This window comes from Pedococcus sp. NPDC057267 (assembly GCF_042668795.1).
In the GTDB taxonomy this organism is placed as follows: Bacteria; Actinomycetota; Actinomycetes; order Actinomycetales; family Dermatophilaceae; genus Pedococcus.
Window position 1 is genome coordinate 1 of sequence record NZ_JBHUYG010000090.1, and the last position, 18,119, is coordinate 18,119.

Annotated in this window: 16 protein-coding genes; 13 read left to right on the forward strand and 3 right to left on the reverse strand. The window is 73.3% G+C overall.

Annotated features, from left to right (window positions below):
- From ACFUC1_RS16560 to dapF, 6 genes are all read left to right on the forward strand, one after another.
- Positions 1-698: regulatory protein RecX (locus ACFUC1_RS16560; protein ID WP_379121729.1), on the forward strand; the 698-nt coding region annotated here is incomplete at its 5' end.
- A gap of 74 nt (positions 699-772) precedes the next feature.
- Positions 773-1,465: a DUF4241 domain-containing protein gene (locus tag ACFUC1_RS16565; protein ID WP_379121731.1), complete on the forward strand. Its 693-nt coding sequence runs from the start codon at positions 773-775 to the stop codon at positions 1,463-1,465.
- 227 nt (positions 1,466-1,692) lie between these two features.
- Entirely contained in the window at positions 1,693-3,228 is a 1,536-nt protein-coding gene (gene miaB / locus ACFUC1_RS16570; protein ID WP_379121733.1) for a tRNA (N6-isopentenyl adenosine(37)-C2)-methylthiotransferase MiaB, read from the forward strand.
- Between the two features lie 50 nt (positions 3,229-3,278).
- Entirely contained in the window at positions 3,279-3,875 is a 597-nt protein-coding gene (gene def, locus ACFUC1_RS16575) for a peptide deformylase (RefSeq protein WP_379121735.1), read from the forward strand.
- Between the two features lie 4 nt (positions 3,876-3,879).
- Positions 3,880-4,830 carry a tRNA (adenosine(37)-N6)-dimethylallyltransferase MiaA gene (gene miaA / locus ACFUC1_RS16580; protein WP_379121737.1) on the forward strand — a complete coding sequence of 317 codons (951 nt, stop codon included), beginning with the start codon at positions 3,880-3,882 and terminating at the stop codon, positions 4,828-4,830.
- Positions 4,823-5,695, forward strand: coding sequence for a diaminopimelate epimerase (gene dapF, locus ACFUC1_RS16585; RefSeq protein WP_379121739.1), 873 nt, complete (start codon positions 4,823-4,825; stop codon positions 5,693-5,695). The genes miaA and dapF overlap by 8 nt, the downstream gene beginning before the upstream one ends.
- On the opposite strand, the gene ACFUC1_RS16590 is transcribed toward dapF, so the two are convergent.
- Together ACFUC1_RS16590 and ACFUC1_RS16595 are read right to left on the reverse strand one after the other, a co-directional pair.
- Positions 5,679-6,152, reverse strand: a complete 474-nt coding sequence (locus ACFUC1_RS16590) for a VOC family protein (RefSeq protein ID WP_379121741.1) — start codon at positions 6,150-6,152, stop codon at positions 5,679-5,681. The two genes, dapF and ACFUC1_RS16590, sit on opposite strands and share 17 nt — an antisense overlap.
- A gap of 60 nt (positions 6,153-6,212) precedes the next feature.
- Positions 6,213-6,830: a class I SAM-dependent methyltransferase gene (locus tag ACFUC1_RS16595; protein ID WP_379121743.1), complete on the reverse strand. Its 618-nt coding sequence runs from the start codon at positions 6,828-6,830 to the stop codon at positions 6,213-6,215.
- Positions 6,831-6,962: 132 nt separating this feature from the next.
- Between ACFUC1_RS16595 and hflX the strand changes: the two genes are divergently transcribed.
- Genes hflX through ACFUC1_RS16610 form a run of 3 tightly spaced genes read left to right on the forward strand, consistent with a single transcriptional unit; the run spans position 6,963 to position 9,810 of the window.
- On the forward strand, positions 6,963-8,408 hold the full coding sequence (gene hflX / locus ACFUC1_RS16600; RefSeq protein ID WP_379121745.1) for a GTPase HflX: 1,446 nt from the start codon (positions 6,963-6,965) through the stop codon (positions 8,406-8,408).
- A 40-nt stretch (positions 8,409-8,448) separates the two neighbouring features.
- Complete coding sequence (locus ACFUC1_RS16605) at positions 8,449-8,952, forward strand: GNAT family N-acetyltransferase (RefSeq protein WP_379121747.1); 504 nt, start codon at positions 8,449-8,451, stop codon at positions 8,950-8,952.
- Between the two features lie 9 nt (positions 8,953-8,961).
- Positions 8,962-9,810, forward strand: a complete 849-nt coding sequence (locus tag ACFUC1_RS16610; RefSeq protein ID WP_379121749.1) for an SDR family oxidoreductase — start codon at positions 8,962-8,964, stop codon at positions 9,808-9,810.
- A 145-nt stretch (positions 9,811-9,955) separates the two neighbouring features.
- On the opposite strand, the gene ACFUC1_RS16615 is transcribed toward ACFUC1_RS16610, so the two are convergent.
- Positions 9,956-12,571, reverse strand: a complete 2,616-nt coding sequence (locus ACFUC1_RS16615; RefSeq protein WP_379121751.1) for a DEAD/DEAH box helicase — start codon at positions 12,569-12,571, stop codon at positions 9,956-9,958.
- A gap of 52 nt (positions 12,572-12,623) precedes the next feature.
- Between ACFUC1_RS16615 and ACFUC1_RS16620 the strand changes: the two genes are divergently transcribed.
- The 4 genes from ACFUC1_RS16620 (at position 12,624) to rpsT (ending at position 18,106) form a co-directional block, all read left to right on the forward strand.
- On the forward strand, positions 12,624-13,682 hold the full coding sequence (locus ACFUC1_RS16620) for a GNAT family N-acetyltransferase (RefSeq protein WP_379121753.1): 1,059 nt from the start codon (positions 12,624-12,626) through the stop codon (positions 13,680-13,682).
- Between the two features lie 67 nt (positions 13,683-13,749).
- Entirely contained in the window at positions 13,750-16,533 is a 2,784-nt protein-coding gene (locus ACFUC1_RS16625) for a helicase C-terminal domain-containing protein (protein ID WP_379121755.1), read from the forward strand.
- A gap of 60 nt (positions 16,534-16,593) precedes the next feature.
- The gene (holA, locus tag ACFUC1_RS16630; protein WP_379121757.1) at positions 16,594-17,574 is read left to right on the forward strand and encodes a DNA polymerase III subunit delta; all 981 of its coding nucleotides are present in this window, start codon (positions 16,594-16,596) and stop codon (positions 17,572-17,574) included.
- A 271-nt stretch (positions 17,575-17,845) separates the two neighbouring features.
- Positions 17,846-18,106, forward strand: a complete 261-nt coding sequence (gene rpsT / locus ACFUC1_RS16635) for a 30S ribosomal protein S20 (RefSeq protein WP_310148027.1) — start codon at positions 17,846-17,848, stop codon at positions 18,104-18,106.
- Positions 18,107-18,119 lie beyond the last annotated feature (13 nt).

Below are 18,119 nucleotides of genomic sequence, written 5' to 3' on the forward strand. Positions count from 1 at the left end.
GGGCTGCCCTCGAGGCAGCCCAGGCCGCGACGTCGTCCAGTGGGCCCGCGTCCAGTGGCCCCGCGTGGTTCGTCGACGTCGAACCCGCCGCTCCGGGCGCGAGTGCCCCTGTCGAGCCCCTGACGGACTCGAAGCCGAGGCGTGGCCGCCGACCGCAGGCGTGGCAGCCGATCCCGGGTGATCCCGAGTCCGACCCCACGACTCGGGACGGCGAGCCGGACGCCGAGGACGTCGCCCGCCAGATCGTGCTGCGCCAGCTCGCGATGGCGCCGCGTAGCCGCAAGCAGCTCGCCGACAAGCTGCGCCAGCGCGGCTGCGCCGACGACGTCGCCGAGCGGGTCCTCGACCGCATGACCGAGGTAGGCCTCATCGACGACGAGGCGTATGCCGGGATGCTCGTCCGGTCCCAGCAGGCCAGCCGCGGGCTGGCCAAGCGGGCGCTGGCGCGCGAGCTGCGCACGAAGGGCGTCGACGACGAGACGGCCCAGGCCGCCCTCGAGGAGGTCCGTCCCGAGGACGAGCGCGAGCAGGCGGAACGCCTGGTCGCCAAGAAGCTCCGGACCATGCACGGCCTCGACGCCACGGTGCAGACGCGCCGGCTCGCCGGCATGCTCGCCCGCAAGGGCTACCCGGGTGACCTGTCGATGCAGGTCATCCGGGAGGCCGTGCTCGGAGCCCCCGAGCACCAGCGCGACTGACCGCCCAGCCCGACGCCGCTTCGCCACCGCGAGAGCGCCCGCGCGTCCGGGCGCCCCGGCTACGCTGCGCTGCCATGGGGGACGCGAGCATCGACCTGACCACCTTCTACGCGCTGCGTCCGGGGCCGGCCACCCGGCCCGATGGTGGTTCCTGCGTGCTCTCGGTGCACGACCTCGGCGTGCTGCGTGTCCCGAGTGGACGACTGGGAGCCTGCGACCCCTTCGTCCTGCTGGACGACCCCGCCGTCGAGGACGTGCCCGCAGGCGACCACCGCGTGCGCCTCACCCTTGCCGATGTCTCCGAGGCGGCCGACGGCTCCCACCTCCGCGAGCCATACCTCAGTGTCGTCCTCTCCGATCGCCCGGTGGTGAGGGCGGAGTACGCCCGCGATCCCGAGGGGTCCTTCGACGGCAATGCCGACCTCGGCGCCGTCCCGGTCGACGCGGGGACGGTGGGGTTCGTGGACGCCGACGCCGTCGCCCCATGCATGCCGCAGCCGCCTACGCGGTGGTACGACGAGGTCTTCGACAGCGGCCGCGCAGACAGCTGGTTCGCACGCATGGACGATCCCCAGCACGTGCGCCCGCACTGCGCCAACGTGGTCATGCCGCTGGCCACCGACGGGGAGAACGTGGTGCTCTCGCACTCGGGATGGGGCGACGGGTTGTACCCGTTGGTGTTCACCCGCGCCGGGGACGGGGAGCTCGTGGGCGTGCACATCGACCTGCAGGTGGCGGGCCGTCGACCCGGAGGCGCTCGCCCCTGAGGCTCTCGTGCCTGGGGCGCTCGACCCTGGGGCGCTCGACCCGCAGGCGCTCGACCCGCAGACGGAGTCGGTGGTCGCGCCCACCAGTGAGGCGTCCGGCACGCAGCGGCCCCGGGGTCTCCTGAGGCGCCTGCTCCGTCGCTGACGGTGGAGCACGCCGGTTCGCCGCCACCGCGCAGCCGACCCGGCATACGGAGCCCGGGGGAGCACGTACCCTTGTCGGTGCGATGACGACCACAGCTGCCAACCCCACCGCCGGCGTGAAGACCTACGACGTGCGCACCCACGGGTGCCAGATGAACGTCCACGACTCCGAGCGCCTCGCCGGCCTGCTCGAGACGGCGGGCTACGTCGACGTCAACAGCTTGCCCGCGGATGACCGCCCCGAGGCCGCCGACGTCGTCGTCTTCAACACGTGCGCGGTCCGCGAGAACGCCGACAACAAGCTCTACGGCAACCTCGGCCAGCTGCGACCGGCCAAGACGAGGAACCCCGACATGCAGATCGCCGTGGGCGGGTGCATGGCCCAGAAGGACCGCTCGACCATCGTGCAGCGCGCGCCGTGGGTCGACGTCGTCTTCGGCACCCACAACATCGGCAGCCTCCCGGCCCTGCTCGACCGCGCCCGCCACAACAAGCGGGCCGAGGTCGAGATCCTCGAGAGCCTCGAGGTCTTCCCCTCGACGCTGCCCACGCGCCGCGACTCCGCCTACGCCGGTTGGGTGTCGATCTCGGTGGGCTGCAACAACACCTGCACGTTCTGCATCGTCCCGAGCCTGCGCGGCAAGGAGGCCGACCGCCGACCCGGCGACGTCCTCGCCGAGGTGCAGGCACTCGTCGACCAGGGCGTCGTCGAGGTCACCCTGCTCGGCCAGAACGTCAACACCTACGGCGTCGAGTTCGGTGACCGCCTCGCGTTCGGCAAGCTGCTGCGCGCCTGCGGCGAGGTCGACGGCCTCGAGCGGGTGCGGTTCACCAGCCCGCACCCGGCTGCCTTCACCGACGACGTGATCGCCGCCATGGCCGAGACGCCCAACGTCATGCCGAGCCTGCACATGCCGCTGCAGTCCGGCTCGGACAAGGTCCTCAAGGACATGCGCCGCTCGTACCGCAGCGCCAAGTTCCTCGGCATCCTCGACAAGGTCCGGGCGCAGATCCCCGACGCCGCCATCACGACCGACATCATCGTCGGCTTCCCGGGTGAGACCGACGCGGACTTCGAGGAGACGCTGCGGGTCGTGCGCGAGAGCCGCTTCTCCAGCGCGTTCACCTTCCAGTACTCGATCCGCCCCGGCACCCCGGCCGCGACGATGCCCGACCAGCTGCCTAAGGCGGTCGTGCAGGAGCGCTACGACCGCCTCATCGAGCTGCAGGAGGAGATCTCCTGGGCGGAGAACCGCGCGATCGAGGGCCGGGAGGTGGAGGTCCTCGTCGCGACCGGTGAGGGCCGCAAGGACACCGAGACCCAGCGCCTGTCCGGACGGGCCCGCGACAACCGCCTCGTCCACTTCGCCGTGCCCGAGGGTGCCGAGAAGCCGCGCCCCGGCGACATGGTGACGGTCGGCGTCACCTACGGTGCCCCGCACCACCTCGTCGCCGATGCCGCCCTCTCCGGCGGGCCGTATGCCGTGCGGCGCACCGCGGGTGGCGACGCCTGGGCGGCCCTGCAGGACCAGCCCACCGGCGGCGGCAAGCCGGCGGTGAGCCTCGGCATGCCGGGCGTCGGCCGGCCCGCTGCGGTGGCCGCCCCGACCTGCGGCTGAGGTTTCGGCCCCCGCCGGACGCGACCGCACCGATCTGGAAGACTCCCCGCATGACCGTGCGCCCCATCGTCATCACGGGCGAGCCCGTCCTGCACCGTCGGGCCGAACCCGTGCAGCACTTCGACGCCGAGCTCGCCGAGCTCGTCGCCGACATGTTCGAGACCATGGATGCGGCGAACGGCGTCGGCCTCGCCGCACCCCAGATCGGCGTGGGCCTGCGCATCTTCACGTGGCAGATGGAGAACGACGACGGCGTCCCGCCGCGCGGGGTCGTCGTCAACCCGTACGTCACGGCATCCAAGCCGGCCGTCGAGGACCCGGACCCGCACGACGAGGTCGAGGGCTGCCTGTCCGTGCCGGGTGAGAGCTTCCCGCTCAAGCGCGGCCTGACCGCCAAGGTGACCGGCTTCGACGTCGACGGCAACGAGATCGAGTTCGAGGCCAGCGGCTGGTTCGCCCGCTGCATGCAGCACGAGTACGACCACCTCAACGGCTTCCTCTACATCGACCGGCTCAACGACCGCTGGGGCAAGAAGGCGCGCAAGGCCGTCAAGAAGCAGGGTTGGGGCGTGCCCGGGCACACCTGGATGCCGGGTGTCGACGAGGACCCGTTCGGCCACGACGCGCCGGACGAGCACGATCTCTGACCCGGTGACAGCCCGCCCCGAAACCGGCCGGCCCCTCGTGGTCGCCGTCGTCGGGCCGACCGCGACGGGCAAGTCCGACCTGGGCCTGCACCTCGCGGAGGAGCTCGGCGGCGAGGTGGTGAACGCCGACGCCAGCCAGCTCTACCGCGGCATGGACATCGGCACGGCCAAGCTGCCGGTGGCGGAGCGCCGCGGCATCCCGCACCACCAGCTCGACGTCCTGGAGGTGACGCAGGAGGCGAGCGTCGCGGCATACCAGCAGGCGGCGCGGGCCGACATCGCAGCCATCCAGCAGCGCGGTGCCCACCCCGTGGTCGTGGGCGGCTCGGGGCTGTACGTCCGGGCGGCGCTCGACGTGCTGGACATCCCGCCCACCGACCCGGCGGTCCGCGCCCGGCTCGAGGGGGAGGCCGACGTGGTCGGCGCCGAGGCGATGTACGAGCGGCTCCGAGACGTGGATCCGGTTGCAGCGCAGGCGATCGAGCGTCGCAACGTGCGCCGGGTGGTGCGTGCGCTGGAGGTCGTCGAGCTCACCGGACGCCCGTTCTCGGCCACCATGCCCCGCCGCGAGCACCTCCAGCCGACCGTCACGCTGGGCCTGCGCCTGGACCGCGGCGTGCTCGACGAGCGCATCGCGCGCCGGGTCGCCCGCATGTGGGAGGACGGGCTGCTCGACGAGGTGCGCGACCTGGAGCGGCGCGGCCTGCGCGAGGGCCGCACCGCCTCCCGGGCGCTCGGGTACGCGCAGGCCCTCGCCGAGCTGGACGGCACGCTGTCCCGCGACGAGGCCCAGGAGCAGACGACCGCCATGACGCGACGGTTCGCCCGGCGGCAGGAGTCGTGGTTCACCCCGGACCCCAGGATCTCCTGGCTGGACGCGACGGACCCCGAGCTCGTCCCGCGGGCCGTGGCGCTGGTCCGGGCGGCGATCGGCGACAATGGCGGGCATGGCTGACCAGATCGCCTTCACCAAGGGTCACGGCACCGAGAACGACTTCGTCCTCGTCCCCGACCTCGAGGGCGCCCTCGACCTCACCGCACAGCAGGCATCCCGTCTCGCCGACCGGCACGCCGGCATCGGCGGCGACGGGGTGATCCGGGTGGTGCCGAGCGCGGCATCCACCGAGCCGGGCGTGCTGGCCCAGGCCGCGCACGCCCGCTGGTTCATGGACTACCGCAACGCCGACGGCAGCATCGCCGAGATGTGCGGCAACGGCACCCGGGTGTTCGCGACCTACCTGCGTCGTGAGGGCCTGGAGACCGCGGACGAGTTCGCCATCGCCACCCGTGCTGGCACCAAGGTCGTGCGGTTCGAGGGGCAGGGCGCGGACGCGCTCATCGCCGTCAACCTCGGTCCGTGGCGGCTGGCCCAGTCCGCGATCGCCGAGGACGAGGGCTTCGACGCGCTCGTCCACCTGCCCGGGCACGAGCCGATGTCTGCCCTGAGCCTCGACCTCGGCAACCCGCACACCGTCGTGGCGCTGCCTGAGCAGGTCGACCTCGACGCCCTCGACCTGCACCTCGCGCCGCTGGTCAACCCCGCCCCCGAACACGGCACGAACGTCGAGCTGGTCCGCCCGCTGGCCGCCGGCCACATCCGCATGCGCGTGCACGAGCGCGGCGTGGGGGAGACCCGCTCCTGCGGCACCGGCGCGGCGGCGGCCGCCCTGGCGACCCGCTTCTGGGCGGGTGGCCGGGGCGACACCTGGACGGTCGACGTCCCCGGTGGCCGACTGCGCGTCCGCGCCCTGCCCGGCGACGAGGTGGAGCTGGCCGGCCCGGCGGTGCTCGTCGCCGACGGCGTCACGACACTGCTCTGAGCCGCTCCCTCGCCTCCTCGGTCACCGGGGTGAAGAGGTTGACGAGGTTGCCGTCCGGGTCACGCAGAAGCATCGACCGGTTGCCCCAGGGCATGGTCGTCGGGACCTGCTCCACGACCTCCACGGAGTCACGAAGCCGGTCATGCGTGGCGTCCACGTCGTCGACGAACCACTCGATGACCACCGAGCGGTTGGCCGCGGGCTCGGCCAGCCGCTGGCCGAAGAGGGCGAGCGTCCCGGTGCCCGCGACGGCCAGGGTGGCACGGTCGCTCACGACCTCGGCGAACGCCGGCGTGGCCCACCGGGCGGCGCGGCCGCTGACGAGCTCGTAGAACGCGACCAGGCGCCGGACGTCGTCGGTGATGACGCGGACGGAGGCGAAGGTGGCCGTGGGCGTCGGGAGGGGGTCTTCGGCCGTCGTGGGAGAGGGCGTGGGGGACTGTGCGTTCGTCGTCATGTCGGCGACGCTAGGCGGGCTTGCGGCCAGTTCCTGACCGGTATGCCGTCGAGTCGCTCCTCAGGACGCCCGGCGGACCTCGAGCACCCGGAAGCCCTTGTCCGACGCGTACCGGGACACGGCATACGCCTGCGCCGGCAGCTGCTCGGACAGCCAGCGCTGCAACGAGTCCGCGCCGAGGTTCTTCTGCACCACCAGGTAGGCCGCGCCGCCCGGGGCGAGCCGCGGCAGCCAGGTGAGCAGCAGCTCGTGCAGGACCGCCTTGCCGACGCGGATCGGCGGGTTGGACCAGATGAGGTCGAACGAGGTGTCGGCGGGCACGTCCGGCGCCCGGCCCGCGTGGACCTGCGGCAGGTCGAGCGAGCGGGCGGTGGTGCGCAGCAGGTCGAGCGCGCGCTCGTTGACGTCCACGGCATACACCTGCGCCTGAGGAGCCCGAAGGGCCAGGGTGAGGGCGATGGGTCCCCAGCCGCAGCCGAGGTCGAGGAAGGTCCCGGTGGGCGGGGGCTCGGGCGCCTCGCGGAGCAGGACCGCGGTGCCCTTGTCGAGGCCGTCGGGGCTGAAGATGCCGCCAGCGGTGCGCACGGTCACGTCCCGCCCGGCCAGCCGGACGGTCAGGCTGCGCTGCTGCTCCGGGCTCGCGGGGGAGGCGGTGAAGTAGTGGTCGCCGGTGCTCATCAGGGGACACCGTAGCGGCGCACCGGGACGACTCCTCGCCACCACCCGTCGGACCCCGCCGCACCCAGCGAGCGGCCGGGTCGGACTAAACGGTTCGCAGCAGGTGTTGCAGGGTGAGAACCTAGAGGGGACATGACGAAGCAGAACATCTTTGACCAGAGGGCCACGGCGCTGGCCGACGAGGAGCAGATCCTCGACAGCGACCTGGCCACGTTCGACGGCGACCAGTACGACCGCGAGGAGCGGGCGGCCCTGCGCCGTGTCGCCGGGCTGTCCACCGAGCTCGAGGACATCACCGAGGTCGAGTACCGGCAGCTGCGCCTCGAGCGCGTGGTCCTCGCCGCGGTGTGGACCGACGGCACGCAGGAGGACGCCGACAACTCGATGCGCGAGCTCGCCGCGCTGGCCGAGACGGCCGGCTCGGAGGTGCTCGCCGGCGTCGTGCAGCGGCGAAGCCACCCCGACAACAGCACCTACCTCGGCAAGGGCAAGGCGCACGAGCTGCGCGACATCGTCGTCGCCGAGGGCGCGGACACCGTCATCTGCGACACCGAGCTGACCCCGTCGCAGCGGCGTGCGCTGGAGGACGTCGTCAAGGTCAAGGTCATCGACCGGACCGCCCTGATCCTCGACATCTTCGCCCAGCACGCGAAGTCCCGGGAGGGCAAGGCCCAGGTCGAGCTGGCCCAGATGCAGTACCTGCTGCCGCGCCTGCGCGGCTGGGGTGAGTCGATGTCCCGGCAGGCCGGTGGCCAGGCCGCGGGCGGCCAGGGCATGGGCTCGCGTGGTCCCGGTGAGACGAAGATCGAGCTGGACCGGCGCCGCATCAACCAGCGGATGGCCAAGCTCCGGCGCGAGATCAAGGAGATGAAGACCAGCCGCGACACCCGCCGGCTCTCCCGCCGCGCGAACGCGGTCCCCAGCGTCGCGATCGCCGGCTACACCAACGCCGGCAAGTCCTCGCTGCTCAACCGGCTGACGGGCGCCGGTGTGCTCGTGCAGAACCAGCTGTTCGCCACCCTCGACCCGACCGTGCGCCGGGCCGAGACCGAGGACGGCCGCGTCTACACGCTCGCCGACACGGTCGGGTTCGTCCGCCAGCTGCCGACCCAGCTCGTCGAGGCGTTCCGCTCGACGCTGGAGGAGGTCGGCGACGCCGACCTGCTGCTGCACGTGGTCGACGGCTCGCACCCCGACCCCGAGGGCCAGATCAGTGCCGTCCGTGCGGTCCTCGCCGACGTCGACGCCGCGGACGTCAAGGAGGTCGTCGTCGTCAACAAGGCCGACGCCGCCGACCCCGAGGTGCTCGACCGCCTGCGCCGCCACGAGAAGCACTGCGTCGTCGTGTCGGCCCGCACCGGGCAGGGCCTGGACGAGCTGCGCGCCCTCATCGCCGAGGAGCTGCCGCGCCCGTCGATCGACGTCGACGTCCTGCTGCCCTACGACCGGGGCGACCTGGTCAGCCGGCTGCACCAGGAGGCCGACGTCATCGCGAGCGAGCACACGTCCGACGGCACCCGCGTCAAGGCCCGGGTGAACGCCGACCTCGCCAGCGAGCTCGCGGCCTACGCCGCCTGACCCGGCCCAGCGTCGTCGGCGTCCGGGAACCCTGGCACCCATGGAGATCCGTCTCGGCGGCCTCGACACACCGCAGGTCCGTGCGCTGCTCGAGGAGCACGTCGCGGACATGCGCCGGTACAGCCCGCCCGAGAGCGTGCACACCCTCGACGTCGACCGACTGCGCACCCCGGACCTGACGTTCTGGAGCGTCTGGGACGGCGCCGAGGCCATCGGCTGCGGAGCCCTGCGCGAGCTCGACCCGACCCACGGCGAGCTGAAGTCCATGCGCACGGCCGCCGGGCACCGGCGCCGAGGGGTGGGTGCGGCGATGCTGGACCACCTCGTGGCCGAGGCCAGGCGGCGCGGCTACGAGCGCGTGAGCCTCGAGACGGGGTCGCCGGCGCCGTTCGAGCCCGCCCGGCTCTTGTACGAGCGGCACGGGTTCGTCGAGTGCGGCCCGTTCGGCCCGTATGCCGCGGACGAGTTCAGCGTCTTCATGACCCTCGAGCTCGACGGGCCGTCCGGCGAGGGGCAACGAGCCGGGGACCCGCTCCGGGCGTAGCGTCGGCACATGGCTGACGACAGCGCGACCGTCATCGGGCTCACCGGGGTCACCGGGCGACTGGGCCGCAAGGTCCTCGACCGGCTCGCGGCTGCCGGTACCCCCGCCGTGCTCCTCGCCCGCCACCCCGACCGGGTGGAGGCGCCCGCGGAGTGGGAGCGGCGCCGGTGCGACTACGCCGACCCGACCGGTGCCCGGGAGTCCCTGCGCGGGATCGACGTGCTCCTCATGGTCTCGGGGGCGGAGACGCCGGACCGGGTCGACCAGCACGTCGCCTTCGTCGACGCTGCGGTGGCAGCCGGTGTGCGCCACGTCGTCTACACGTCCTTCCTCGGCGCGGCGCCGGACGCCACGTTCACCCTGGCCCGCGACCACTGGGCGACGGAGGAGCACCTGCGCGCGAGCGGGCTGTCGTGGACCTTCCTGCGCGACAGCCTGTATGCCGACTTCCTGCCGATGATGACCGTCGACGGCGCGATCCGTGGCCCCGCGGGTGACGGTCGGGTGGGGGCGGTGGCGCAGGACGACATCGCCGACGCGGCCGCGGCCGTCCTCATGGACCCCGAACCCCACGCCGGCGCCGCGTACGACCTCACGGGTCCCGAGGCGCTCACCCTCGACGAGGTCGCGCAGGTGGTGAGCGAGGTGACGGGTACGCCGACCCGCTACGAGCCGGAGACGCTCGAGCAGGCCTACGCCTCACGCTCGTCCTACGGCGCCCCGGACTGGCAGGTCGACGCCTGGGTCTCGACGTACACGGCGATCGCCGCCGGTGAGCTCGCGACGGTCAGTGACGCCGTGCCGCGGCTCACCGGTCACCCGGCCACCAGCCTGCGCGAGCTCCTCCAGCGCGGCTGACGCGAGTCGGGCGGTCGCGGATCAGGCGGTCGCGGGTCAGGCGGTCGCGGGTCAGGCGGTCGCGAGGAGCCGGTAGTCGGACACCTCTCGTCCAGCTCCACGGTCTGCACGCTGCCCGTGGGGGCGGCCGTCCACGCCATCTCGGTCAGAGGCGGCGCAGGGCGGTCGTGAGGACGACCGGCTCGCCGGCCTCGTCCGAGGCGTCGAGGTCGACCCTGGCCTCGATCACCCAGTCGTGGTCGTCGTCGGGGTCGGCCAGCGTCTGCCGCACCAGCCACAGGCGGTGCTCGGGTGCCTCGTCCTCGCCGTCGGGCAGCCCGGGCGGAGGTCCGGTCGTGACGTCGACGGCCAGCAGCGCAGGCCCGCGGGCGGCCGCGTCCGTGCCGATGGCGTCGTGGTCGTCCCAGTAGGCACCGAGGGCCGCGTCCCACGCGGCTTCGTCCATGAGGGGCTGGCGAGCCGGCTCGGGCAGCGCGGCATTCGCCCTCTCCAGGGCGGCGAGGTCCACGAACCGGTCGCGGCTGGCCAGCTCGACCCGGCGGAACATCGCGTTGCGCACCATGACCCGGAACGCCCTCTCGTTGCCGGTGATGGGGCGGCTCGGTCGCGTGCCGCCGTGCGCGTGCAGCCCCTCGAGGTCGGCGAGCCGCTCCTGCGCGTCAGGGTCGGTCAGGGCCTCCCACTCGTCGAGCAGCGAGGAGTCGGTCTGGCGGATCGTCTCCCCGAGCCACTCCAGCAGCTCCTCGAACTGCTCGTCCCGGGCGGCAGCCGGGACGAGCTGGCGCAGCGTGCGGTAGGCGTCGGTGAGGTAGCGCAGCACCGTGCCCTCCGAGCGCGACAGCTGGTACGCCGACACGAACTCCGTGAACGTCATCGCGCGCTCGTACATCTCGCGCACGACCGACTTCGGCGACAGGGCGCTCTCGCCCACCCAGGGGTGGCTGCGCCGGAAGATCTCGAACGTCGCCTCGAGCAGGTCCTCGAGCGGCTTGGGCCAGGAGACGTCCTCGAGCAGCGTCATCCGCTCCTCGTACTCGATGCCGTCGGCCTTCATCTCGGCGACCGCCTCACCCCGGGCCTTGAACTGCTGGGCGAGCAGCACCTGCCACGGGTCGTCGAGGATCGCCTCGACGACGGAGACGACGTCCAGCGCGTGGGTGGGGGAGTCGGGGTCCAGCACCTCGAACGACGCCAGCGCCAGCGGCGAGAGCGGCTGGTTGAGGGCGAAGTCCTCCGACACACCCGGGTCGAGCTCGACGCCCCGCCCGTCGGGGCCGGGAGGTGAGACCCGGTGCAGCACGCCGGTCTCGAGCAGGGACCGGCCGAGGGTGATCGCGCGTCGGGCCAGGCGGGCCTGGTTGCGCTGGGTCTCGTGGTTGTCGCGCAGCAGGCGGGACAGCGCGCGCACGGGGTCGCCGGGTCGCTGGACGACGTTGAGCACCATGGCGTGGTCGACCCGCATCCGCGAGACCAGCGGCTCGGGCTCGGCGTGCACGAGCTTGTCGTAGGTCTGCTCGGTCCAGGAGACCGTGCCCTCCGGCGGCTTCTTGCGCTGGACCTTGCGCTGCTTCTTGGGGTCGTCGCCCGCCTTGGCGAGGGCCTTGGCGTTCTCGATGACGTGCTCGGGCGCCTGGACGACGACCGACCCGCTCGTGTCGAACCCCGCGCGCCCCGCGCGCCCCGCGATCTGGTGGAACTCCCGCGCGCGCAGCACCCTCTGCCGCGACCCGTCGTACTTGACCAGTGCGGTGAAGAGCACCGTGCGGATGGGCACGTTGATGCCGACGCCGAGGGTGTCCGTGCCGCAGATGACCTGCAGCAACCCGTCCTGCGCCAGCTGCTCGACCAGCCGCCGGTACCGCGGCAGCATCCCGGCGTGGTGGACCCCGATCCCGTTGCGCACCAGCTGCGACAGGGTCTTCCCGAACCCGGCCGTGAAGCGGAAGCCGCCGATCCGCGCGGCGATCGCCTCCTTGTCGACCGAGCGGGTCGCCTTCTGCGCGAGCAGGGCCTTGGCGTGGTCGAGCGCCGCCGCCTGGGTGAAGTGGACGACGTAGACCGGGGCCTGGCGGGTCGTCAGCAGCTCCTCGACCGTCTCGTCGAGCGGCGTCATCGCCCACGAGAAGGACAGCGGCACCGGCCGCTGCGTCCCCGTCACGAGCGCCGTATCGCGGCCGTTGCGCCTGGTCAGGTCCTCGGCGATCGGCGTGACGTCGCCGAGCGTGGCGGACATGAGGACGAACTGCGCCTGCGGCAGCTCCAGCAGCGGCACCTGCCACGCCCAGCCGCGGTCGGGCTCGGCGTAGTAGTGGAACTCGTCCATGACGACGAGCCCCACGTCGGCGCCGCGGCCCTCGCGCAGTGCGATGTTGGCGAGGATCTCCGCGGTGCAGCAGATGATCGGGGCGTCCGGGTTCACCGACGCGTCGCCGGTGAGCATCCCGACCTCCGAGGCGCCGAACAGCTCGCACAGGTCGAAGAACTTCTCCGACACCAGGGCCTTGATCGGCGCGGTGTAGAAGCTGACCCGGTCGCTCGCCAGCGCAGCCAGGTGCGCACCGGTCGCGACCAGTGACTTGCCCGACCCGGTCGGGGTCGACAGGACGACGTTCTCGCCGTCGAGCAGGGCCACCAGGGCCTCGTCCTGGTGCGGGTAGAGCGGCAGCCCCCGCTCCTCCGACCAGCCGGCGAACGCGGCATACACGTCGTCGGGGGAGGCGCCCACGGGCACGAGGTCGACGAGCGGCGCGGTGGAGGTCATCGCGAGCATCCTCGCAGGTCCGGCGTCACCGCCTGCCGGTAGCGTCCGGCGCGTGCCCGCACCACCCTTCGAGACCACGACCCGCCGCCTCGTCCTGCGCCGGCCCACCGAGGCCGACCGCGACTTCCACTCGGCGGTCCACAGCGACCCGCGGCTCCACACCCACGCGCCGCACGTGGTGGGCACGCCGGAGACCAACGCCGAGTTCCTCGCGCGGATCCTGGCGCACTGGGAGGAGCACGGCTACGGCTACTGGGTGGCCGAGGACCGCGAGTCGGGTGTGCCGGTGGGCTGGGTCGGCGTGCAGCGCAGCGACACGTACCTCAACCTCTACTACCGGTTCGTGCCCGAGGCGCACGGGCGCGGCCTCGCCCGCGAGGCCGCCCGGGCAGCGGTGACGACGGCCACCGAGTGGGGTCCCGACCTGCCGGTGCGGGCGCTGGTCAAGGAGCACAACACCGCGTCGGTGCGCACGGCCCTCTCCAGCGGCCTGCTGCGGACGCGGCGCGAGGTGGTGCTGGCGGACGACCGGCCGGACGAGCCGGTGTCCCTGGTCTTCGACGCGCCGCGGGTCGAGCGGGTCGACCTCGTCGACGCCGCCACCCGCGAGGACCTCCTCGACCTCTGGCAGCGCGTCAACGACGCAGGGGGAGCGGTGGGGTTCCTACCGGGCGCACCGCGGCAGGACGTCGCCGAGGCCGTGGCCCGGCACGAGGAGCAGATGGCCGCCGGCAACGCCGTGGCCGGTGCCCTGCGCGACCCCGACGGCGAGCTGGTCGGCTGGGCGTGGTGGGTGCGGCCGGAGAACCCGCTGCGGCACCACGGCCGGTGGCTCCAGCGGCTGATGGTCGACCCGGAGAGGCAGGGCCGAGGCCTCGGGCTGGTCCTCATGGCCGGGCTGCACCGGCTGGCGCGGCAGGAGGGGGCCGAGCTGCTCCAGCTGTCGGTGCGCAGCGGGTCCGGGGCGAGCCGCCTCTACCGGCAGGTCGGGTACGTCGAGGTGGGCAGGATCGCGGGTGCCATCCGGGTCGGTGAGGGTGACGACCGCGACGACGTGACCATGGCCCGCCGTGCGGACGGAGGCCCGCTCGTGGCCCACGGCGGGGACTGAACCGCCGTCGGCCGGGCCCGTGTGCACACCGCTCCGGGCTGACACCGCCACCCCATAGGCTGGCCCAATGGCCACCCTCGACGAGCTCCTGCACGCCGCCGTCCAGGGGGTCGGCGGGATCGAGCGGCCCGGCCAGGTCGCCATGGCCCACGCGGTCCAGGAGGCGGTCGAGAAGGACGAGCACCTCCTCGTGCAGGCGGGCACCGGCACCGGCAAGTCCCTCGCCTACCTCGTCCCCGCGATCCTGCACGCGCAGGCCACCGGCAAGCCGGCTGTGGTGGCGACGGCGACGCTGGCCCTGCAGGCCCAGATCGTCGACCGCGACATGCCGCGGCTGGCCGACGCCCTCGCGCCGCTGCTGCGACGGCGTCCCACGTACGGCCTGGTCAAGGGCCGGCGCAACTACCTGTGCGCGCACAAGCTCCAGGGCGGGTTCCCCGACGACGAGGACGGACTGTTCGACGTCGGGGAGGTCGACCGCGCCGCGTCGCGGCTCGGGCAGGAGGTCGTCCGGCTGCGCGAGTGGGCCGAGGCCACCGAGTCCGGCGACCGTGACGAGCTCGTCCCCGGCGTGAGCGAGCGCGCGTGGCGGCAGGTGTCGGTCAGCGCGCACGAGTGCATGGGCGGCAAGTGCCCGATGATCGCCGAGTGCTTCGTCGAGCGGTCGCGCGAGGCCGCCAAGGAGTGCGACGTCATCGTCACCAACCACTCGTTCATGGCGATCGACAGCTTCGAGGGCCGGCAGATGCTGCCCGAGCACGACCTGCTCGTCGTCGACGAGGGCCACGAGCTCGTCGACCGGGTCACCTCGACGGTGACTGACGAGATCACCGCCAACGCGGTGGCCGCCGCGGCCAAGCGGGCCTCCCGGCTGGCAGAGTCGACGGAGGCGGTCGACGACGCGGCGGCCTTCCTGCAGGGGGTCCTCGACGAGCTGCCCGAGGGCAGGCTCACCGGCATACCGGACTCGCTCGGCCTCGCCCTCGCGCGGGTGCGGGACACGACCCGGCAGGTGCAGTCCGAGCTCAAGCCCGAGAAGGGCACCGAGGCCGACGGCACCCGCAAGGTCGCGCAGGCCGCGATCGACGAGGTGTTCGAGAACACCTCGCGGGTCCTGGAGGAGCGCGAGCTCGACGTCGTCTGGGTGAGCCGCGACCCGCGCCGCGGCACAGTCCTGCGGGTCGCGCCGATGAGCGTGGCGATGCTGTTGCGCGACAAGGTGTTCGGTGACCGCACCGTCGTCCTGACGTCCGCGACCCTCGAGCTCGGCGGCACGTTCGACGCCGTGGCCGGGACCATGGGGCTGCGCGGGGAGGGCGCGCCCGAGTGGCGCGGCCTCGACGTCGGCAGCCCGTTCGACTACCCGCAGCAGGCCATCGCGTACGTCGCCCAGCACCTGCCGGCGCCGGGCCGCGACGGCCTCAGCGACGCGGCGATGGACGAGATCGAGGCGCTCGTCCGCGCAGCCGGGGGACGCACCCTCGGGCTGTTCTCCTCGATGCGGGCGGCCAAGGCCGCGACCGAGGAGATGCGCAAGCGCTTCGATGGCGACATCGGGTTCCTGTGCCAGGGCGAGGACCAGGTGACGACGCTGGTGCGCCAGTTCGCCCGGGACCCGAAGACGTGCCTGTTCGGCACCCTCACGCTGTGGCAGGGCGTCGACGTGCCCGGCTCGTCCTGCCAGCTCGTCATCATCGACCGCATCCCGTTCCCGCGCCCCGACGACCCGCTTGCCTCCGCGCGCTCGCAGGCCATCGCCCGGATGGGCGGCAACGGGTTCATGGCGGTGTCCGCGACCCACGCCGCGCTGCGGCTCGCGCAGGGCGCGGGGCGGCTCATCCGCCGCTCCGACGACCGCGGTGTGGTCGCCTTCCTCGACTCGCGCATGATGACGGCCCGGTATGCCGGGTTCCTCCAGCGCTCGCTGCCGCCCTTCTGGCCCACCACCGACCGCGACCGCGTCCTCGCTGCCCTGCGCCGCCTCGACGAGACCGCACCGCCGCCGGTCGAGGTGCGCGAACCCGCCCTGCGCGGCGCCACCGGCGCCCTGTCCGGCACGACGATGGGCCGCGTCGGTGAGGACGCCGCCGAGCACCCGAGCCCCCCCCGTCGAGGACCCCCGCCCCGTGGCCGAGGACCCGCCGCCCGCGCCGTCGGCCCGCACCGCCGTGACCGGCGGGCACGCCTGGACCTCCGACGCCGACGAGGAGCTGCGCGACGGCGTCGAGCTCGGCCTGTCGGTCGAGGAGCTGGCCGAGAGCCTGGAGCTGCCGCCGGGCGTCGTGGCCGCCCGGCTCAAGGGGCTGGGTCTCGACGCCTCGGGCGCGACGACCATGTCGTTCGACTGAACCATCGGGCGCGCCATACTGGCGGCATGGGTGACAGCTTCTCGCTGCGGGTGGTCGGAGACGGCCCGGTGGCGGACGCGCTGCTCGCCATGACCCCGCCCCTCGGGTGGGACGTCACCGTCACGGCCGACGACACGAGCATCCCCGACGGACTCGACGCGCTCGTCGTCACGAGCCACCACGACGGTGTCGACGGCCCGGCGATCCTGGCCGCGCTCGGGGCCGGCACGGCATACGTCGGGGCGATGGGGTCCCGCCGCACCCAGGCGAGGCGGCGCGAGTGGCTGCTGGCGCAGGGCGTCGCGCCCGGGGAGCTGGACACGGTCCGGGCGCCCATCGGGCTCGACATCGGCGCCGACTCCCCGGCGGAGATCGCGGTGTCGATCCTCGCCGAGGTCGTGGCGACCCGCGCGGGCCGCGCGGCCTCCGGGTCGGTGTCCGACCGCGACGGCGCCATCCACCCCGACCTGCCGCCGGGTGAGGCCACCTGCCCGAGGGGCTGACGCGGTGAGCAAGGGCGGTCCACGGGGCCGTCCTGCGCTGTCGTCCCCGCGTGGCAGGCTGTGTCCGTGACCGCGACCCCCACCCGCAGCGTGCCACCGCTCGTCCTCATCGCGGGTCCGGAGGGTGTGCTCGCCGAGCGCGCCCTGGCCAGCACGCTGGAGGAGCTCAGGGCGACCGCTGCGGACCTGGAGGTGGTGCGGCTCGCGGCAGCGACGTACGAGGCGGGCTCGATCGGCATCCACGCCAGCCCCTCCCTCTTCGGCGGCGAGAAGTGCCTCGTCGTCGAGGACCTCGACGAGGCTCCGGACGAGCTGCAGGAGGACCTGCTCGCGTTCCTCGCCGCACCCGAGCCCGACGTGACCCTCGTCGTCACCCACAAGAGCGGGCAGCGCGGCAAGAAGGTCCTGGACACCCTGAAGAAGTCCAAGGCGCGGGTGCTCGAGGCGCCCGCGATCAAGACCGACCGCGACAAGACCGAGTTCGCGACGCACGAGTTCCGTCGCGCCGGACGCAAGGCCACGCCCGACGCCGTCCGCGCGCTCATCGAGGCCGTCGGCAAGGACGTCCGTGAGCTCGCTGCCGCGTGCAGCCAGCTCGTCGCCGACACAACCGGCGTGATCGACGAGGACCTCGTCGCCCGCTACCACGGGGGCAAGGTGGAGGCCACGGGCTTCCGTGTCGCCGACGCGGCGGTCGCCGGCCAGACCGGTGAGGCGCTGCGGCTGCTGCGGCACGCGATCGCCACCGGCGTAGACCCCGTGCCGATCGTCGCGGTCCTGGCCCAGCAGCTGCGCCAGCTGGTGAAGGTGGGGGCAGCCGGCCGGGGGCGGTCCGCCGACGTCGCGCGCGAGCTCGGGATGGCGCCGTGGCAGGTCGACAAGGCGCGGCGCGGGCTGTCGGGCTGGGGTCCCGAGGGCCTCGCCGAGGCGATCCAGGCGGTCGCGCAGGCGGACTTCGAGGTCAAGGGCGGTGGCCGCGACCCCGTGTATGCCGTGGAGCGGGCGATCCTGACCATCAGCGAGGCGCGCACCGGGCGGTGAGCGCGCCTCCCGGCGCGGCGGGGCGGCGGCGTTGCGGCGGGGGCCCGGACGGGGCCGCGACGGAGGGCCCGGGGCGGCTACGGCGGGGGATCGCCGTTTTGGGGGAGCGGGGGCCCGGCTGGTAGATTTCGTCCTCGCGTGCGCGCCTAGGTCGTGCGCGCACGACAGCACCACCCAGAGCCGCTCAACCACAGGTGCCCCACGCCTGGTCCCGAGTGGCTTCTGCCGCCCTCTAACGGCAACCCACCGACCAACCAGAAAGAAACACCCTGTGGCAAACATCAAGTCCCAGCTGAAGCGGATCAAGACGAACCGCGTGGCGACCGAGCGCAACAAGGCCGTCAAGAGCGAGCTCAAGACCCACATCCGCAAGTTCCGCGAGGCCGCCGCTTCCGGCGACGCCGCCGCGGCACAGGAGGCGCTGAAGATCGCGTCCAAGAAGCTCGACAAGGCTGTGAGCAAGGGCGTCATCCACGCCAACCAGGCCGCCAACAAGAAGTCGGCCATGGCGAAGAAGGCCGCCTCGCTCTGAGGCAACCCTGACG